Raw genomic sequence first — 17239 nt, forward strand, 5'->3', positions numbered from 1 at the left:
GTCGTGCGTGCCGCGGAGAGCGGCACCGATCGTATTTCGCTACTTCTCCTTCGTTCGGCCGAATATTCCGGGCAGTTTCAAGAACATCAAGTAGCTGAGGGCGAATAAGGGTAGGGCGAACAGACCTGCGGGGAACGTTCGATCCTGTGCGCTAGTGCCCGCGGCGAGTGGCGCGACGACCAGCACGCAGAACAGGTAGAAGGCCGTGACTATTCCTGACGAAACGACCGCGCGTACGCGGCGTCGGTGGGTAGATCGATCAGTCATTCCTACACTGCCCTTCGAGGCTTAGGATATAGATGCGATAATTTTGATTGTTCGGGCAGACTCCGTGCGCCACGGCTATGGCGACGATGGTGAAGCCGAGACCCGCGCCGGCGAGGCATGCAGCGCCGCCGCTTTCGGGCCCGAGGGCCAAGCAGATCGCGCCTGCGAGTGAACCTGCTGCGGCAGTGGCACCTGCTGCTTGTTCAGTCGAATCCAGGCTGATGTAGGGAAAAGGGTCGGAGCCGAAGGCCACCGATGAGGCTTCCAGTGCACGTTTTGTGCCCGTCTCTGTGATCACTTCCCCTGCCGAGTCATAGGTGAATGACATTTCGACGTGAGGGGTGATGTGATAAGTGACGCGCTGCCCAGCCGGCGTGACTTCGGTGACGCGTTCCGCGGGCCCGGATCGTAGGTCTCTACCGACCTCAGCGAGGCGTTGAGGAGATAGGGAGGTATGAGACAACGGTGTTGTAGTCGAATGCGCACCCGCGCGTGACAGGAGCTCCACTCGCTCTGATGCGGATGCCGAAAGGGCTGGTATGAAGACGATCGAGCCTAAAGCTAATGTCGCTATCACGACTGTTCGTGTCAGCGCAGACTTTCTCATTATGTTCTCCAATGGGTCGGGGAAGCGAATGATCCTCGCGCGTTGCCCGGCGGGTGTGACTTGTCCACAGCGGTAGGCGCCAGTCATCGAGGTGCGCTACCGGAGTGGAGATGCGGAGAAGTACTGCGAGGCTGTCAGGCGGCCTCGGCCCTTCGAAAGGCGCTTCGCGACTCAGGCAGGTCGGCGGCCGGAGCCGCCCACCTGCTGGTCGCGAAAGCATTGCGCATCGGCCAGGAGGAGCCCGTCACCGCGTGGCGGATCATCGCGGCGCAGACGATCGACGCGAAGATCGCGGAGCTCATCGACAGCAAGGCGGGCCTCGCGGCGCGCGCGCTCGACGGCGAGGACTTCGACGAGGCCGGATCCACGTCCGTGCAGCTCGACGCGCTCTCGCACCTCCTCGAGGAGGCGCTGGCCGCGTAGCTGTCGCGATCCGCTCGACGACTATGCCCCCGCGGCCTGCTGGTCGCGGGGGCGTCGTGCGTGCGGCGGACGCTAGTCGTCCCGACGTCGCCGTTCCGCAGCCCGCCGAATGAGATAGGCGGCGGGGAAGACGACGGCGGCGCCTACGAGCGCCGCGGCGAGATGCTCCATCGTCGGAGTTCCGCCGACCAGGGGCACCACGATCAGCTGCGACACGAGGACGAAGGCCGTGAGGATGGCCGCGTCCCGCAGGGCACGGCGGGCGCTGTACTGGGGCATGCGCCCAGGATGCGCGGCGGACGCGGGCGGGGTGCGGACGCTCCCCAGTGCCGCTCAGCCGCGCTCGGCCTTCCTTCGCGCCCGCTCGGCCCTGCGGGCAGCGCGGCGCTCGCGGGCCACGGCGTCCTGGGCGTCCTGCGTGGGATTCGAGCGGGAGGTGCCGATGACGGCGAAGACGATGAGGACGACGACGGCAGGCATCACCACGTAGATCAGGATCATGGGGACCACGGCAGCTCCTCGGGTGGGTCCAGGCGAGCGTACCGCCGGCTCAGTCCTCGAGGGCCGCGCCGCGGAGGTCCGGCAGGGTGAGCGCGGCGACGGCAGCCAGCGCGAAGACGGCCGCGAAGACGCCGAACGGGAGTGCGACGCCGCCGAGCGCGAGGAGCGGCGGCACGCACAGCGGCGCGGCGATCGAGGCGAGGCGACCGAAGCCCGCGGCGCTGCCCGCGCCCGTCGCGCGCACCCGGGTCGGGTAGAGCTCGGGCGTCACGGCGTAGAGCGCGCCCCACGCGCCGAGGTTCGAGAACGACATGAGGGCGCCGAACACGAGGATCGCCGTCACGGAGTCCGCGGTGCCGAAGAGGCCGGCCGAGACGGCGGATCCGGCGAGGAAGACGGCGAGGGTGACCCGCCGCCCCCACCGCTCGACGAGCCAGGCGGAGACCGCGTAGCCGGGCAGCTGCGCGAGCGTGATGAGCAGCGTGTACTCGAACGACCGCACGAGCGAGAAGCCTTGCGCGACCAGCAGCGTCGGCAGCCAGATGAAGGCGCCGTAGTAGGCGAAGTTGACGCAGAACCACACGATCCAGAGCGAGAGCGTGCGGCGGCGGAGGCGCGCGCCGAAGAGGCGCTCGCGGGGTCCGGCGTCGGGGGCGGCCGCGGCGGTCTCGCTGCCGACCGCGGCGTACGCGATCCGGGCCTCGGCCGTCGAACCCATGGCACCGTCCGTCGCGGGATCCGCCCCCGCCGCCACCTCGAGGTCGCGCACCACGCGCTCCGCCTCCCGGTGCCGGCCCTTCCCCTCCAGGAACCGCACCGACTCCGGCAGGCGCAGCCGCACGACGATGGCCCACACCGCGGGCACGGCGCCGAGCGCGAGCGCCCAGCGCCAGCCGTCGTCGCTCGCGGGGATCACGAGGTAGCCGATGAGCGCGGCCGCCGTCCAGCCGACGGCCCACGACGACTCGAGGATCACGATGACGCGCCCCCGGATCCGGGCGGGCGAGAACTCGCTGACGAGCGTGGACGCGACCGGCAGCTCGGCGCCGAGCCCGAGGCCGACCACGAAGCGGAGCGCGATGAGCGCGCCCACGGACAACGCGAGCGCCGAGACGCCCGTGGCCACGCCGTAGACGAGCAGCGTGAGCGCGAACACCTGGCGGCGGCCGATGCGGTCGGCGACCAGGCCGCCGACGCTCGCCCCGATCGCCATGCCGAGGAACCCGGCGGACGCGACGAGGCCGAGCTGCCCGGCGTCCGCCTCCCACACGACGGCCAGCTGCGCGATGACGAACGAGATGAGCCCGACGTCCATCGCGTCGAGCGCCCAGCCGACGCCGCTGCCGCCGAGGATGCGGGAGTGGGCGCGGGTCCAGGGGAGTCCGTCGAGGCGCTGGGCGCGCGTGCGCGGCGGGGAGGTGGTGGTCATGGTCCTGGCTTCCGGGAGGGCGCTCGGGCGGTCGCGCGCCTCGCGGGGAGGAGGAGGCGCTCGCGGTGGGACGAGCGTAGCGCCGGGGCGGGCCGCAGCCCGCCCCGGGACGTCAGAGCTGCCGGACCCGCTCCGCCAGGCGCTCGAACGACGCCGCGTGCGTGACCCGCAGCGCGTCCCACGACGCCGTCATGTCGAACTGCTCGGGATTCGCGACCACCTCGGCGAAGCCGTGCTGCGCGCGGGGCACCGCGTCGCCCGGGAGCACGAGCGACTGGATGAAGGCGCCCGTGTCCTCCGCGAAGGTGAGCGTGTGGCTCGCGACGTTGCGGTGCCAGTCGTCCGACGGCCACGACAGGAAGGCGACGTGGCGGGGCGCGACGCCCGTCCCCGCGGTCGACACGTAGTTGCCGTAGTGCTCCTCGCCGGGCGAGAGGATCTTGTACGAGCCGTTGTCGAGGTAGACCAGCAGCGCCTCGTCGAACGGCTTCTCGCCGAACATGGCCGTGTAGCGGAGCGCGTGGACGAGCACGGGCGCGCCGAGCGGCACGGGGAGCGCGGCCGCCGGGGTGGCGGTCGGCGCCGCGACGGACGCGGGGGCGGCGGGCCGCAGGAACTCCTCGTCGGTCACGTGCGGGCCCCAGGTGGTCGCGTCGACCGGGTCGTCGCCGTCCTCCAGCACCGCGATGTGCTCCATCGGCGCGTGGGCCGTGGCGCCGTGCCAGTGCTCCTCGCCGGCGTCGATGTACACGGATCCGCCGGGCCCGACCTCGACGACGCCGCCGTCGCGCGTGCCCACGCGGGCGACGCCGGAGGTCACGTGCAGCGTCTGGCCGAGCACGTGGGAGTGCCACACGGTGCGGGCGCCGGGCGCGAAGGAGACGGATGCGACGACCGCGCGCTGCTCGGGCGCCTGCGGGGTCGACAGCCAGCGGAGGTGGACCTCGCCCGTGACCTGGTCGGCGGGCATCGTGATGGCGCGGGTCTCGGCCTGGACGCGCATGCGGTGTCCTCTCTGTCGGGCACGCGGGTGCCCGGGTCGTGGAACGGGGAGCCCCGGCGCGGTGGTCGCGTCGGGGCACGGGCATCCTCCCGCGGGGGCGGCGGGGAGGGGGCCGGGGCGTCCCCAGGGGCGGGCGGATGCGCGTCCCGGCCCAGCCGAGCGCTTCAGCAGAGCGCCTCAGCCGAGCGCCTCCGGGGCGCGGAAGAAGTCGCGCTCGTACGCGGAGGACAGGCGCGACGCCTCGAGCATCGCGGCACGCCGGCCGGGGCCCGCGCTCACCGCCGCCTCGTCCACCAGCTCGCACGCGCGCCGGGTGGCGGCGGCGAAGGCCGGATCCGCGTACGTCGCCAGCCACGCCGCGTACGGGTGCGCGTCGCCCGCGGCTGCCGCCGCGGATCCCGCCGCCCGCAGCCGCGCGCCCACGTCCGCGTAGATCGTGAAGCAGGGCAGCAGCGCCGCGACGAGCACCGCGTAGTCGCTCGTCGCGGCGTGCGCGAGCAGGTGGTCGACGTAGGCGCGCGTCACCGGGCCGGCGACCATCGGCGCGGGATGCCGGGACAGCCACTCCTCGTGCAGCGCCGACTCCGCCGCGATCGCGTCGGCGGCGCCGCGCGCCCACACGACCTGCGCGTCCGGCGTCGGCGCGAGCTGGCTCGCCCGGGCGAGCACGCGCGAGTAGGCCCGGAGGTAGATCGCGTCCTGCGCGAGGTAGTGCGAGAACCACGCCTCGGGCAGGGTGCCGTCGCCGAGGCGGCGGACGAAGGGGAGGTCGTCGATCTCGCGGCGGAGGTCGGCGGATCCCGCCCACATCTCCGCGGAGATCGGCCCGGCGTGCGTGCCGGCCGCGTCCCACAGCGCGCGCAGGTGGTCGAGCGGACCGGCGCCCGCGCCCACCTCGAGGGCCTCCGCGTGCGCGAGGGATCCGGTGAGCCACGCCTTCGCCTCCGTCAGCGCGGCGAGCCAGTCGCCGCGGCGCGGCTGCAGGGTCGCGAGCGCGCTGGAGAGGGAGCAGCCGGTGCCGTGCGTGCTGGTCGTCGCGATGCGCGGCCCGTCGACCACGTGGGTCGTCGGATCCGCGCCGGCCGCGCCCGGGGTCACGAGCGCGTCCGGGCAGTCGTCGACGCGGAGGTGCCCGCCCTTGACGATGACGCGGACGCCGTGCCGCGCGGCGAGGGCCCGGCCCTGCGCGAGCGCGGCCTCCCACCCGTCGGCCTCGCGCTCGCCGAGGAGCGCGGCGAGCTCCGGCAGGTTCGGGGTGACGACGTCGGCGAGCGGCAGCAGGCGGCGGAGCGCGTCGGTCGCGTCGGCGTCGAGGAGGGCGTCGCCGGACTGGGCGACCATCACGGGATCCAGCACCACGACCGGCGGCCGCACCGCGCGCAGCCAGTCCGCCACCTCGTCGACCACGGCGGCGGATCCGAGCATGCCGATCTTCACGGCGTCGATCGCGACGTCGTCGGACACCGCGTCGAGCTGCGCCCGCAGGAACGCCACGGGCGGCACGTGGATCTCGCGCACGCCCGTCGTGTTCTGCGCCACGAGCGCCGTGACGACCGCCATGCCGTAGCCGCCGTTCGCCGCGATGGACTTGAGGTCGGCCTGGATGCCGGCCCCGCCCGTGGGATCCGTGCCGGCGATGCTGAGGACGCGGGGGACCGGGCGGAGCGCGGGAGCGGGCGCGACATCCGCGACCTCCGCGGCGTCATCGACCTCCGCCGCATCGCCGGCCGCCGCGCGCACCCGCCCCCACGCGTCCGCGAGCTCGCGCGCCGCCGCCTCGGGATCCTCCGCCGCGCACACGGCCGACACGACGGCCGTCCCCGCGCCGCCCGCCGCGGCGATCGCGTCCACGTCTCGTACGTCCACCCCGCCGATCGCGACGCACGGGATGGGCGAGAGGCCTGCGATGATCCCGAACCCGTCGTGCCCGAGCGGCGTCGGGTGGTCGGGCTTGGTGGTCGTGGGGCGGATCACGCCGACGCCGAGGTAGTCGACCGTGCCGACGGGGAGCGCGCGCACCGCCTCCACGTGCGCCGGGGTGTTCGCGGTGAGGCCCACGACCAGGCGGCGGTCGGGGCTCGCGGCGTCGAGCATCCGGCGCACGAGGTCGGCGGGCACATCCGACTGGCCCACGTGCACGCCGTCCACGCGCACACCGCGGGCGAGCGCCGCGAGGACGACGTCGACGCGGTCGTCGACGAGCAGCACCGGCCGGGGCGCTGACGGATGCGCGGCGGAGTGCGCGTCGATCGCGTCCGCCGCGGCGACCACCGTCGCCAGCAGCTCGGCCGCGCTCGCGTGCTTGTCGCGGATCTGCACCGCCGTCGCCCCGCCCGCGACCGCCGCGGCGACGACCGCGGGCACGCCGCGCGCCCCGCACAGCGCGGGGTCGGTGACGAGGTAGACGGAGAGGTCGATGCCGCTCACGCGAGGCGCTCGCGCTGGGCGACGAGCTCGGGGGTGACGGCGTCGAGCGCGTCGAGCAGCGCGACCGCGAAGGATCCGGGACCGCGCGCCCCCTCCGCGGCGACCTCCGCCGCGATCGTGTAGACGCTCGTCGCGGCGACGGCGGCCCGCAGCGGATCCGGGTCCAGCGACGCGAACGCCGCCATCACCGCGCCGAGCGCGCAGCCGCCGCCGGTGACCCTCGTGAGGAGCGCGTCGCCCGTGCGCACGCGCACGAGCCGCGTCCCGTCGGTGAGGTGGTCGACGGGCCCGGACACCGCGACGACCGTCCCGAAGGTGCGCGCGAGCAGCGCCGCGGCGTCGAGCGCCGCCTCCACCTCGTCGGTCGCGTCGACCCCGCGGCCGCCCGCGCCGCCGGTCGCCAGCGCGATGACCTCCGACGCGTTGCCGCGCACGATGGTCGGCGACAGCGCCACGAGCTCGTGCGCGAGCCGCGTCCGCACCGGCAGGGCCCCGACCGCGACGGGATCCAGCACCCACGGCGTCCCCGCCTCGCGCGCCGCGTGCGCGGCCTCGACCGTCGCCTCCCGCTGCTCCGCGTGCGGCGTGCCGAGGTTGACGAGCAGGCCCGACGCGATGCGCGCGAACGGCCCCGCCTCGGTCGGCACGTCCGTCATCGCGGGCGCGGCGCCCAGCGCGAGGAGGACGTTCGCGGTGAAGCCGGTGACAACCGCGTTCGTGATGCACTGCACGAGCGGCTGGCGCTCCCGCAGCAGGCGGAGCAGGTCGGCCGACGACGGTCCGGCCCCCGCTCCCGTGACGTGTTCCGTGGACGGGCGCGCAGCGCTCATGATGACATCCCTCCGCCGGTGCGAACCGGAGCAGGTGCGACGGGTCTCATCTCAGCCCTCATGGGCACCCCGTGTCAGGGACCACCCTAGGGGGAGCGCGCGAGCGCACCTACTCCCGGCGGTCGCCTCCGCGTGCGGCCCCACGTGCTCGCCGACGGCGCAGGGCGACGGACCGCGCGACCGCGACGACGAGGCCGATCAGCGCGGCGGCGAGGCCGCAGAGGATCGCCGCCTTCTCGAACGACGTCATCCCCGTGATCCGCAGGTACAGCGACGTGTCGATCTCCCCGTAGAGGGCGTCGAACATCGAGTAGCGGGTGAGGTAGCCGAGACCCGCGGTCACCGCCGCCGCCATGCCCGCGCCGATCAGCAGGGCGGAGAGCACGGCCCAGGATCGGGATGGCGACACGGCGGCGACGCGCCTCAAGCGAGCCCCGCCACGTCGAGCACCCACGCGTAGTCGGAGGCGCGCTCTCGCCACGCGTCGTAGCGGCCTGACTTGCCGCCGTGGCCGGCCTGCATCTCGGTGCGCAGCAGCACGGGCGCGCCGGCCTCGCGGAGGCGGGCCGTCCACTTGGCGGGCTCGACGTAGAGCACGCGCGTGTCGTTGAGGCTCGTGACCGCGAGGATCCGCGGGTACTCGACGCCCTCGCGCACGTTCTCGTACGGCGTGTAGGACTTCATGTACGCGTACACCTCGGGGTCGTGCAGCGGGTCGCCCCACTCGTCCCACTCGATCACGGTGAGCGGCAGCGACGGGTCGAGGATGCTCGTGAGCGCGTCCACGAACGGCACGCCCGCGAGGATCCCGGCGAACCGGTCGGGCGCGATGTTCGCGACCGCGCCCATCAGCAGGCCGCCGGCGCTGCGGCCCTCGGCCACGAGATTCTCCGGGCTCGTCCACCCGCGCGCGATGAGGCGGTCGGCGGCCGCGACGAAGTCCGTGAACGTGTTCTTCTTGGTGAGCGTCTTGCCCTCGTCGTACCAGCGCCGGCCCATCTCGCCGCCGCCGCGCACGTGCGCGATGACGAACGCCATGCCGCGGTCGAGCAGCGACAGCCGGGCGATGGAGAACGACGGGTCGATGCTCGCCTCGTACGAGCCGTAGCCGTAGAGCAGCAGGGGCGCGGGCGTGCCGGGGTGCACGAGGCCGCGCTTGTAGACCACGGAGAGCGGGATCTCCGTGCCGTCCTCCGCGGTCGCCCACTCGCGGGTCTGCACGTAGTCGTCGGGGTCGTAGCCGCCGCGCACGGGCTGCTGCTTGAGGAGCCGCAGCTCGCGCGTCGCGAGCACGTAGTCGTAGGTCGTGGCCGGGGTCGCGAGGCTCGTGTAGCCGAGGCGCACGGTGGGCTGCGCGAACTCCGGGTTGCCCGCGGTGCCGACCGTGTAGATCGGCTCGTCGAACGCGATCTCGTGCAGCTGCTCGCCGTCGAGGACGCGGTCGAAGGGGATCACGCCGACGCGCGTGAGGCCCTCGCGGCGGTAGGAGATCACGAGGTGGTCGGCGAACGCGCTGGCGTCCTCGAGGCGCACCTCGTCGTCGTGGGGGATGACGACCTGGCGGTCGGTCGTGGAGGTCGGGTCGTCGGCCGGCACGTCGACGAGCTCGAAGTTGGTGGCGCCGTCGTTGTGCAGGATCAGGAGCCGGTCGGATCCGTCGATGACCGCGTGGTCGACGTCGTACTCGACGCCGTGGCGGCGCGGCCACACCGGGCGGAACGAACCCGTGGGGTCACCCGCGTCGAGCAGCAGCACCTCGGTCGTGATCTTCGAGCCCACCTCGATCACGAGGTACTGCCGGCTGCGCGTCATGCCGAAGCCGACGAAGTAGCTCTCGTCGGGCTCGGTGAACACCTTCACGTCCTGGGACGCGGGGCTCCCGACGCGGTGGCGCCAGACGGTGTCGGGGCGCCAGACGTCGTCGACCGTGACGTAGAAGAGGTGGTCGCCGTGCGCCGAGAAGGTGGCGCCGTGGCTGGTGCCGGAGATCTCGTCGGCCAGGTCCTCGCCCGTGGCGAGGTCGCGGACCTTGAGCGTGAACCGCTCGTCGCCCTCGGTGTCGGTCGAGTAGGCGAGGAGCGACCCGTCCGGGCTGACCTCGAACGCGCCCAGCGAGAAGAACTCGTGGCCCTCCGCCTCGGCGTTGGAGTCGAGGAGCACCTGCTCGCCGGGGATCGCGGCGCCGTCGGCGGCGGGCTCGACGGCGGGCGGGGTCCAGTCGTCGGGGCCGGCCACGGGACGGCGGCAGCGGATCGCGTACTGCGATCCCTCGACGGTGCGGGCGTAGTACCACCAGTCGCCCTCGCGGACGGGCACCGAGAGGTCGGTCTCCTGCGTGCGGTCCTTGATCTCCGTGAAGATCCGCTCGCGCAGCGGCTCGAGGTGCGCGGTCGCGCCTTCCGTGTACGCGTTCTCGGCCTCGAGGTGCGCGATGACCGCGGCGTCGTCCTTGTCGCGCAGCCACTCGTAGCGGTCCACGAACGTGTCGCCGTGGAACGTGCGCTCGATGGGCCGCTGCTCCGCGACGGGAGGGGTGGAGGGGGAGTCGGATGCGGGGGAGGAGACGGCCGGGACGGCGGGGTCGGTCATCCCGTCAGCCTACCGACGGGGCATGCGCACCTTCGATGCGGTCCGAAGGTGCGCATGCCCCCTGTCCGGCGCCCTGCTGCCGCCCGAGGCTCCTCCGCGTCTCAGTCCTCCGGTCGTGGTCGTCGCCGCCGGACCGCGACGATCACGGCACCCACGACGATGAGCGCGCCACCGAGCACACCCCACCAGCTGCCCGCCGCGTCAGTCGCTCCGTACGGGATCGACAAGAGGATCAATCCGATGCCCACGAGGGTGAGGAGGATCTGTCCGAACATCTGCCCCTTCCCCTCAGTGCCTGAATCTCGACGTCGCGTTCCAGAAATCACTGCACACCCCCTCGAGTGCTTCTCCTCCGTTGAACGCCGCCCCGAGGACAGCGAGCCAGTTCCCCGTCATCACGCCGCCTGCACCGGCGAATCCCGTTCCCGCGAGCCGCAGGTAGCAGCGACGCTGGAGGGCTTGCTCGTGCAACGTCAGTCGGGGGCCGTAGGTGGTGTGCACGGCGCGCCCGTGATCCATGTGGCACCCCACTGAGGACGAGCAGTAGGTGGTCGGCTGCTCTCCCTATTGGTCGAGGACCTCAGCTCGTGCGGGGGTCGGCAAGCCCAGGGTCAACAGACCGACGGCACTGATGCTCAAGATGGTGCTCTTCATCCTCATGACTGCCTCTTCTCGGCGACCACGGGATGCCGCTCCCTGCGGCGTGGTCGCCACTCGTGGAAGATAGAGGCGATTCAGTGTTCGCGCGCCAGAAGAGCACAGGTCGGTCGAGCTGCTCTTGGCGCCGGGTGCGAGCGCGCGGTCAGGAGGTGATCGGCCCCGCCTCGCGCGGCCCGGTCGCGCCCGGCGTCGTCGCCGCGCCGAGCGTGCTGGAGCGGGTGGCGAGGCGCGCGACCGCCTGCAGCGGGATCGACAGCCATCCGGGGCGGTTGCGGACCTCGTAGATCGCCTCGTAGACGGCCTTGTCGATCTCGAAGGCGTCGAGGAGGGCCCGGTTCGCGCGGAGGTCGGTGCCGGAGCGGGCGATGTAGCCGTCGACGAACGCGCGGCGGGCGGCGGACGCCCACGCGGCCGCGGTCTTGCCGGGGTGCGCGAGCGCGTAGGAGCCCGCGACGTAGTCGAACGAGCGGAGCATGCCGGCGACGTCGCGGAGCGTCACGTCGGCGAGCGAGCGCTCGTGCATCGGCCGCATCGGCTCGCCCTCGAAGTCGAGGAGGACCCAGCCGCGGTTCGGCACCGAGAGCACCTGTCCCAGGTGGTAGTCGCCGTGGATCCGCTGCAGCTTCGGCCACTCGCCCCTCTCGGCGGCGTCGTACACGCTCGCGATGGCGTCGTGGAAGGCGGCGATCTCGGGGACCTCGCGCTCGGCCGTCGCGTGGCGGCGGCGGAAGCTGACCATGATCCCCTCGATGACCTCGGGCGTGGCCTCGACGGTCGGGAGCGCGGCGGCGAGCGTGGCGTGCACGTCGGCGGTCGCCTCGCCGAGCGCGCGGGCCTCGGCCTGGAAGTCGGCGTCGGCCTCGGCGGCGCGGAGCGCGACCCGCCACGCGTCGGTGACGCCGGGCAGGAACTCCTGCGCGAAGGCGACGTGCCCGACGGCGCGCCCCTCCTCGCGGCCGGAGTCGCTCCACTGGGCGAGCACGCTGCCCATGGTCTGCGGCACGAGCCGGGATCCGGCGCCCGCGATGGCGGACTGGAGCACGACGTCCGGGTTCTCGCCGTGGTGCAGCGCGCGGAAGACCTTGACGATCATCGGGTTCACGGCGTGGCCGTCGGCCGAGACCATGTCGTAGATGATCGACGTGTTCGACTGCTCGCCCGAGAGCACGTGGGATCCGACGACGGTCGCGATCTCCACGCCCGGCTGGCGCTGCCCGCGCGCGGTCGCGCCGAGCGAGGTCTCGTCGACGTCGGCCTCGCGGTCGTCGAGGATCGTGCGGATGAGCGCCCACGCGTACGCGGGGTCGTGCGGGCCGTCGTACACGTGCAGCTCGACGCCGTCGTCCTCGACGGTGGTGCCGATGTGGAAGGGCTTCAGCTCCTCCAGCGGCGCCTGCCGGTAGGTGAGCGGCACCTGGTACAGCACGGGCTTCGCGCTGCCGTGGTCGATGATCAGGTGCGTCTCTATGCGGGCGAACCAGCCCTCGTCGCTGAAGCTCCAGCCGCCGATGCGCTCGAGGCGCGGCTCGGTGCCCTTGGAGGCGAACCAGCGCTGCTCGCGCATCCACGCGGCGAGGAAGTCGGGGATGACGCTGAGGTCGTGGTGCTGCATGTCAGGCCACCTTCGCGGTCACGTCGGCGAGCGACGGGTTGGTGGCGGACGAGCCGTCGGGGAACAGCACGGTGGGGACGGTCTGGTCGCCGCCGTTGATGGCCTCCACGAGCTCCGCGGTGCCGGGCACCTGCTCGATGTCCACCTCGTCGTAGCCGATGCCGGCCGTGTCGAGCTGGGACTTCAGCCGGCGGCAGTAGCCGCACCAGGTGGTGGAGAACATCGTGATCCGCCCGGGGGCAGGTACGTAGGAGGAGGTCTCGGGCGCCATGGTCCTCACCCTACGCGCCGTTCTCCACGCCGACCCGGGATCGCGGCGCGCCGACGGCGTGCACCGGCGCGGCGCGGATCCCCGGGTGCGGTCCCGGTCAGGGGCGGATGCGCGTCATCCGAGGAGGGAGCGCTCGAACCAGGCGTTGCGGAACTTGCCCGCGGGATCGAGGCGCTCCGCGAGGGCCAGGAAGTCGCCCGATCGCGGGTACAGCGGGGCGATGTCGGCCGCGGTCGCGGTGAAGACCTTGCCCCAGTGCGGGCGCGCGCCGAACGGCCGGATCGCCGCCTCGAGCTCGACGAGCACCGCCTCGACGGCCGCCTGGTCGCGCTTCCACGTGAAGTGCAGGCCGATGGTCGTCTGCCCGAACTGGGGGCTCAGCCACAGCCGGTCCTCGGCGACCGCGCGCAGCTCGCACACGAGGAGGATCGGGCGGATCCGGTCGCCCATGCCGCGCAGCGCCCGCACGGCCTCGACGGCCCGGTCGAGCGGCACGTGGAACTCCGACTGGATCTCCTCGCCGTCGCTCGGCGTGAAGCCCATCTTGAAGTGCGAGAGCCGGTCGGACCAGAGGCCCACGACCCCGAGCTGCGACGTGCTGTTGACGGGGTCGATGCCGAGGATGGGGTGGCGCTCCTCGGTGGCGGCGGGCGCCCCGAAGTAGTCGGCCACGACGACCTCGTCCTCGGGCTGGCCGTCGACGTCGAGCTGCACCCGGCTCTTCAGCCACACCTGGTCGGTGGCCTCGCCGAAGCGCGTGAAGACGCTGACGCTGTAGGCGCCGCCGAAGACGTCCTCGAGGTTCTCGTCGAACGCGTCCCAGGAGAGGCCCTCGAAGACGCGCTGGCGCACGAGGTAGGCCGGCTCGACGTCGAGGGTGACGCGCGTGACCACGCCGAGCGCGCCGAGGCCCACCACGACGCCGTCGAAGTCGTCGTCCCCGCGGCGGTACGTGACGGTCTCGCCGTCGGCCGTGATCATCTCGAGGGCCGCGACGGCCGTACCGAGGTTGCCGTTGCCGATGCCGGATCCGTGGGTCGCCGTCGCGATGGCGCCGCCGACCGAGATGTGCGGCAGCGACGCGAGGTTGTGGATCGCGAGGCCCTCCTCGCCGAGCAGCTCGGCGAGCTTCCCGTAGGCGAGGCCCGCGGAGAACGTGACGGTGCTGGCGTCGCGGTCGATCACGAGGTCGGCCGGCAGCTCGGCGAGCGAGACCAGCACCTCCGAGTCGGCGATGTCGTTGAACGAGTGGCGGGATCCGAGGACCCGGATCCGGGGAGCGTCGCGGACGATGTCCCGCAGCTCCTCGACGCTCGTCGGCGTGCGGACCTCGTCCGCCTTGTACGCGTAGTTGCCGGCCCAGTTGGTGCCCGCCGTGCCCTGCTCGATGGTGTCGGTCATGCGTCCTCCTCGCGCCCGCCATCGGACGCCGTCGTCTCCAGCTTGCTCGCCCTCCGGGGGGAAGGTCGCGCGCCGGGCCGCCCGGATGGGCGGCCCGGTCCCGTTCCGCGTCAGCGGCTGCGGATGGTGAGCTCCAGCGTGCGCGCCGACGGCCACAGCTGGTGCTCGGGCAGAACGTCGAGTCCGCACGCGCGCGATCCGAGCCCGTGCTGCGCGGCGTCGATGTAGAGGTGCACCGCCTCGCTCGCGGGCAGCTCGTGCGGGTGGGCGGCGCGGTCGAGCTCCTGCGGCGTGTGCCGGGAGGCCGTGAAGCCGGGGCGGCGGCCCGCGGTGTCGGGCCGGGCCTGGATCACGATGCCGCCCTCGCCGTCGAACGTGCCGAGCTCGAGCTCCCGCAGGTCGCTGCGGTGGCCCGTCTCCTGCGGCATCGAGTACACGGCGCCGAGGTCGTCGACGAGCGACGAGAACCGGCCGACGAGCGCCGCGCGCCGCGAGTCCGGGTACGACTCGAACGGGCCGGTGCCGTACCACTCCGCGTTGGTGACGCTCGCGGGCAGGTCGATGCGGATCCCGACGCGCGGCCAGGTGATGGCCCAGCCGGCGCTCGGCACGATGTCGACGCGGAGGCCCAGGTCGCCGTCGGCGCCCTCGGTCCAGCAGTACGTCGTGTCGACCGAGTCGAAGGACTGCGCCGCGCTGGTGCGCACGACGACCGTCAGCGAGCCGGAGCCGACCTTCACCGAGCGGACCCGGTGGGTCAGCCGGTCGAGGCCCGCCTGGCGCCAGCGCGCCTCGCTCGACGGGCCGGGCACGCCCGTGCCGAACGTGAGGCGCGGATCCGCCAGCTCGTAGGAGCCGCTGCTGTCGCTGCGGTCGTTGTCGGTGGGCGCGCGCCACAGCTCCAGGCGCGGGCCGTCGACCTCGAGCGAGCCGAGGCGCCCGAGGCGCCCCGTGGCGAGGTCGAACTCGCCGTCGCCGAGGGTGAGGCGCGTGGCGCCGGATGCGGGGTACGTCTCCTCGTCGGCGTCGACCCAGCGCGCGGGCACGGCCGGGCGCGGCGCGGGCGTGAGGTCGAACTGCTCGACCGCGACGACGTGGCCGGCCTCGGCCCACGGCGCGTCGTCGCGGAGGATCGCCTGCACGGTCAGCCACACCTCGGGCGCAGAGCCCTCGGCGCCGTCGGCGGCCAGCTCGCCCGCGTCGAGCGCGTCGGCGGGCAGCGGGATCCGCGCGGTGTCGCCGGCCGCCACGGCCGCGGCGTCGAGGACGCCGGTGGCCATGTCGTCGCCGTCGACCGCGAGAACCCAGACGAGGCTCGCGTGCGCGGTGGAGATGGAGTGGTAGCGGTTCTCGACCACGAGGGTCGCGGATCCGCCGTCGCGCTCGAGCCCGAACGCGACGGGCTGCACGACGGCCTTGTACTCGGCGAGGCCGGGCGTGGGGGTGTCGTCGGGCAGGACCATGCCGTCCATCACGAAGTTGCCGTCGTGGACGACCTCGCCGAAGTCGCCGCCGTAGGCGTAGAACGCCTCGCCGTCCGCGGTCTCCGTGAGGATGCCGTGGTCGCGCCACTCCCAGACGAAGCCGCCGTGCAGGCGCGGGTAGCGGAGCACGAGGTCCTCGTACTCGCCGATCTGGCCGGGGCCGTTGCCCATGGCGTGCACGTACTCGCACAGGATGAAGGGCTTGGTGCGCTGGCGCATGCCCTCGCCGGGCGTGCAGCCGAGCAGGTCGCCCGGGATCCCGTCGCTGCCGATGGACTCCGTCTCCTGCAGGTTCGAGTACATGCGCGAGTAGACGTCCGTGTACTCGCCCGTGTAGTCGCCCTCGTAGTGCACGGGCCGGCCCGGGTCGCGGCGGTGGACCCACGCCGACATCGCGGCGAGGTTGCGTCCGGTGCCGGACTCGTTGCCGAGCGACCACATGACGATGGAGGGGTGGTTCTTGTCGCGCTCGATCGTGCGCTCGATGCGGTCGAGGTAGGCGTCGGCGAAGCGCGGGTCGTCGCTGGGGTTGCCGACCCAGCCGCCGAACTCGAAGCCGTGCGTCTCGAGGTCGCACTCGTCGATGACCCAGAAGCCGAGCTCGTCGGCGAGGTCGAGCACGCGGGGGTGCGGCGGGTAGTGGCTGGTGCGGATCGCGTTGACGTTGTGCTGCTTCATCAGCAGCATGTCGGCGCGTGCGTGCTCCTCGTCGAAGACGCGGCCGCGCTCCGGGTGGGCCTCGTGCCGGTTGACGCCGTGGAAGACCACGCGGCGGCCGTTGACGAGGAAGCGGTCGCCCTCGATGCGCACGGTGCGGAAGCCGAGGCGGGTGGAGAGCGCCTCGACGTTGGTGCGGAGGAAGCCCTGGTACTGCGTGGGGCTCTCGGCGCTCCACGGCTCGACGCGGTCGACGTGCACGGGCGCGATGTCGGCGGGCGTGTCCCACGTGACGTGGATGCCGAGGCCATCGACCTCGAACGTGACGGGGAACGCGGTCGGCTCGGCGTCGACCTCGACGTGCACCGTGCCGGCGCCCGTCTCGTGGTCGTACTCGGCGCGGGTCCACGCGTCGTCGATGCCGCCCTCGGGACGCCCGAGGAGGGTGACGTCGCGGAAGATGCCGGGCATCCACCACTGGTCCTGGTCCTCGAGGTAGCTGGCGATCGACCACTGGTGCACGCGCACGGCGAGCACGTTGGATCCGGGGCGCAGCGATGCGGTGACGTCGAACTCGTGCGAGAGGCGGGATCCCATCGCGGTGCCGACCTCGTCGCCGTTCAGCCAGACCTTGAACGCCGACTCGACGCCCTCGAAGCGGAGCACGACGCGCTCGAGCGACTGCCAGTCCGTCGGCACGTCGATCTCGACGCGGTAGTCGCCCGTGGGGTTCTCGTCCGGCACGAAGGGCGGCTCGACGGGGAACGGGTACTGCACGTTCGTGTAGGCGGGGAGGCCGAAGCGGCCGTCCTGGCCGAGCACCCAGTGGCTCGGCACGGGGATCTCGTCCCAGCCGGAGTCGTCGAACGCGGGGTCGGCCATCTCGTCGGAGAGGCCGCGGGGGGTGGGGGAGAGGCGGAACCGCCAGTCGCCGTTCAGCACGATGCGGGGCGCATCCGAGTGGAGGCAGGACCGGGGGCGGCGGGCCGCGCCCGTCGTGGGGGCGAAGTCCTCGAAGTAGGGGAGGGCGTGCGTCATGGGCTTCCTTGCGCGTGGGCGGGTGCGGCGACGTGCCGCG

Annotated in this window: 14 protein-coding genes, 1 pseudogene and 1 riboswitch; of the genes and pseudogenes, 1 reads left to right on the forward strand and 14 read right to left on the reverse strand. The window is 73.0% G+C overall.

From position 1 onward, the window contains the following. Nucleotides 1–259 precede the first annotated feature (259 nt). Nucleotides 260–595, reverse strand: coding sequence for a hypothetical protein (locus B5P21_RS16540; protein WP_133064171.1), 336 nt, complete (start codon nt 593–595; stop codon nt 260–262). Between the two features lie 501 nt (nt 596–1096). Between B5P21_RS16540 and B5P21_RS06350 the strand changes: the two are divergent. Beyond that, nucleotides 1097–1297 (forward strand): annotated as a pseudogene (locus B5P21_RS06350) (hypothetical protein); the annotation flags it as partial. Between the two features lie 72 nt (nt 1298–1369). Here the strand turns inward: B5P21_RS06350 and B5P21_RS06355 are convergent. The 13 genes from B5P21_RS06355 to B5P21_RS06405 form a co-directional block, all read right to left on the reverse strand. Then, nucleotides 1370–1576 carry a hypothetical protein gene (locus B5P21_RS06355; protein ID WP_094170931.1) on the reverse strand — a complete coding sequence of 69 codons (207 nt, stop codon included), beginning with the start codon at nt 1574–1576 and terminating at the stop codon, nt 1370–1372. Between the two features lie 54 nt (nt 1577–1630). Continuing rightward, a complete protein-coding gene (locus B5P21_RS16805) occupies nt 1631–1807 on the reverse strand; it encodes a hypothetical protein (protein ID WP_158385395.1) in 177 nt (58 codons plus the stop codon). A gap of 40 nt (nt 1808–1847) precedes the next feature. After that, complete coding sequence (locus B5P21_RS06360; RefSeq protein WP_045528618.1) at nt 1848–3227, reverse strand: MFS transporter; 1380 nt, start codon at nt 3225–3227, stop codon at nt 1848–1850. Nucleotides 3228–3339: 112 nt separating this feature from the next. Next, nucleotides 3340–4230 carry a cupin domain-containing protein gene (locus B5P21_RS06365; RefSeq protein ID WP_094170932.1) on the reverse strand — a complete coding sequence of 297 codons (891 nt, stop codon included), beginning with the start codon at nt 4228–4230 and terminating at the stop codon, nt 3340–3342. A gap of 177 nt (nt 4231–4407) precedes the next feature. Next, the gene (locus B5P21_RS06370; protein WP_094170933.1) at nt 4408–6657 is read right to left on the reverse strand and encodes a bifunctional hydroxymethylpyrimidine kinase/phosphomethylpyrimidine kinase; all 2250 of its coding nucleotides are present in this window, start codon (nt 6655–6657) and stop codon (nt 4408–4410) included. Then, nucleotides 6654–7487 carry a hydroxyethylthiazole kinase gene (gene thiM / locus B5P21_RS06375; protein WP_045528612.1) on the reverse strand — a complete coding sequence of 278 codons (834 nt, stop codon included), beginning with the start codon at nt 7485–7487 and terminating at the stop codon, nt 6654–6656. Before thiM ends, B5P21_RS06370 begins: the two co-directional genes overlap by 4 nt. Beyond that, a riboswitch (TPP riboswitch) is annotated at nt 7478–7569 on the reverse strand. It overlaps the preceding gene by 10 nt. 27 nt (nt 7570–7596) lie before the next feature. After that, a complete protein-coding gene (locus B5P21_RS06380) occupies nt 7597–7896 on the reverse strand; it encodes a hypothetical protein (protein ID WP_133064172.1) in 300 nt (99 codons plus the stop codon). Nucleotides 7897–7910: 14 nt separating this feature from the next. Further along, nucleotides 7911–10076 (reverse strand): S9 family peptidase, encoded by a 2166-nt coding sequence (locus B5P21_RS06385; protein WP_094170934.1) that lies wholly within the window; start codon nt 10074–10076, stop codon nt 7911–7913. A 101-nt stretch (nt 10077–10177) separates the two neighbouring features. Then, nucleotides 10178–10351 (reverse strand): LPXTG cell wall anchor domain-containing protein, encoded by a 174-nt coding sequence (locus B5P21_RS16545; protein WP_045528606.1) that lies wholly within the window; start codon nt 10349–10351, stop codon nt 10178–10180. A gap of 527 nt (nt 10352–10878) precedes the next feature. Then, nucleotides 10879–12348, reverse strand: a complete 1470-nt coding sequence (locus tag B5P21_RS06390; protein WP_045528601.1) for a maltokinase N-terminal cap-like domain-containing protein — start codon at nt 12346–12348, stop codon at nt 10879–10881. Nucleotide 12349: 1 nt separating this feature from the next. Further along, nucleotides 12350–12619: a mycoredoxin gene (locus tag B5P21_RS06395; protein WP_045528600.1), complete on the reverse strand. Its 270-nt coding sequence runs from the start codon at nt 12617–12619 to the stop codon at nt 12350–12352. Nucleotides 12620–12733: 114 nt separating this feature from the next. Further along, nucleotides 12734–14020, reverse strand: a complete 1287-nt coding sequence (locus tag B5P21_RS06400) for an FAD-binding protein (RefSeq protein WP_045528599.1) — start codon at nt 14018–14020, stop codon at nt 12734–12736. A gap of 110 nt (nt 14021–14130) precedes the next feature. Then, entirely contained in the window at nt 14131–17199 is a 3069-nt protein-coding gene (locus B5P21_RS06405; RefSeq protein ID WP_094170935.1) for a glycoside hydrolase family 2 TIM barrel-domain containing protein, read from the reverse strand. Between the last annotated feature and the right edge of the window lie 40 nt (nt 17200–17239).

The sequence above is a fragment of the Clavibacter michiganensis subsp. insidiosus genome (assembly GCF_002240565.1).
In the GTDB taxonomy this organism is placed as follows: Bacteria; Actinomycetota; Actinomycetes; order Actinomycetales; family Microbacteriaceae; genus Clavibacter; species Clavibacter insidiosus.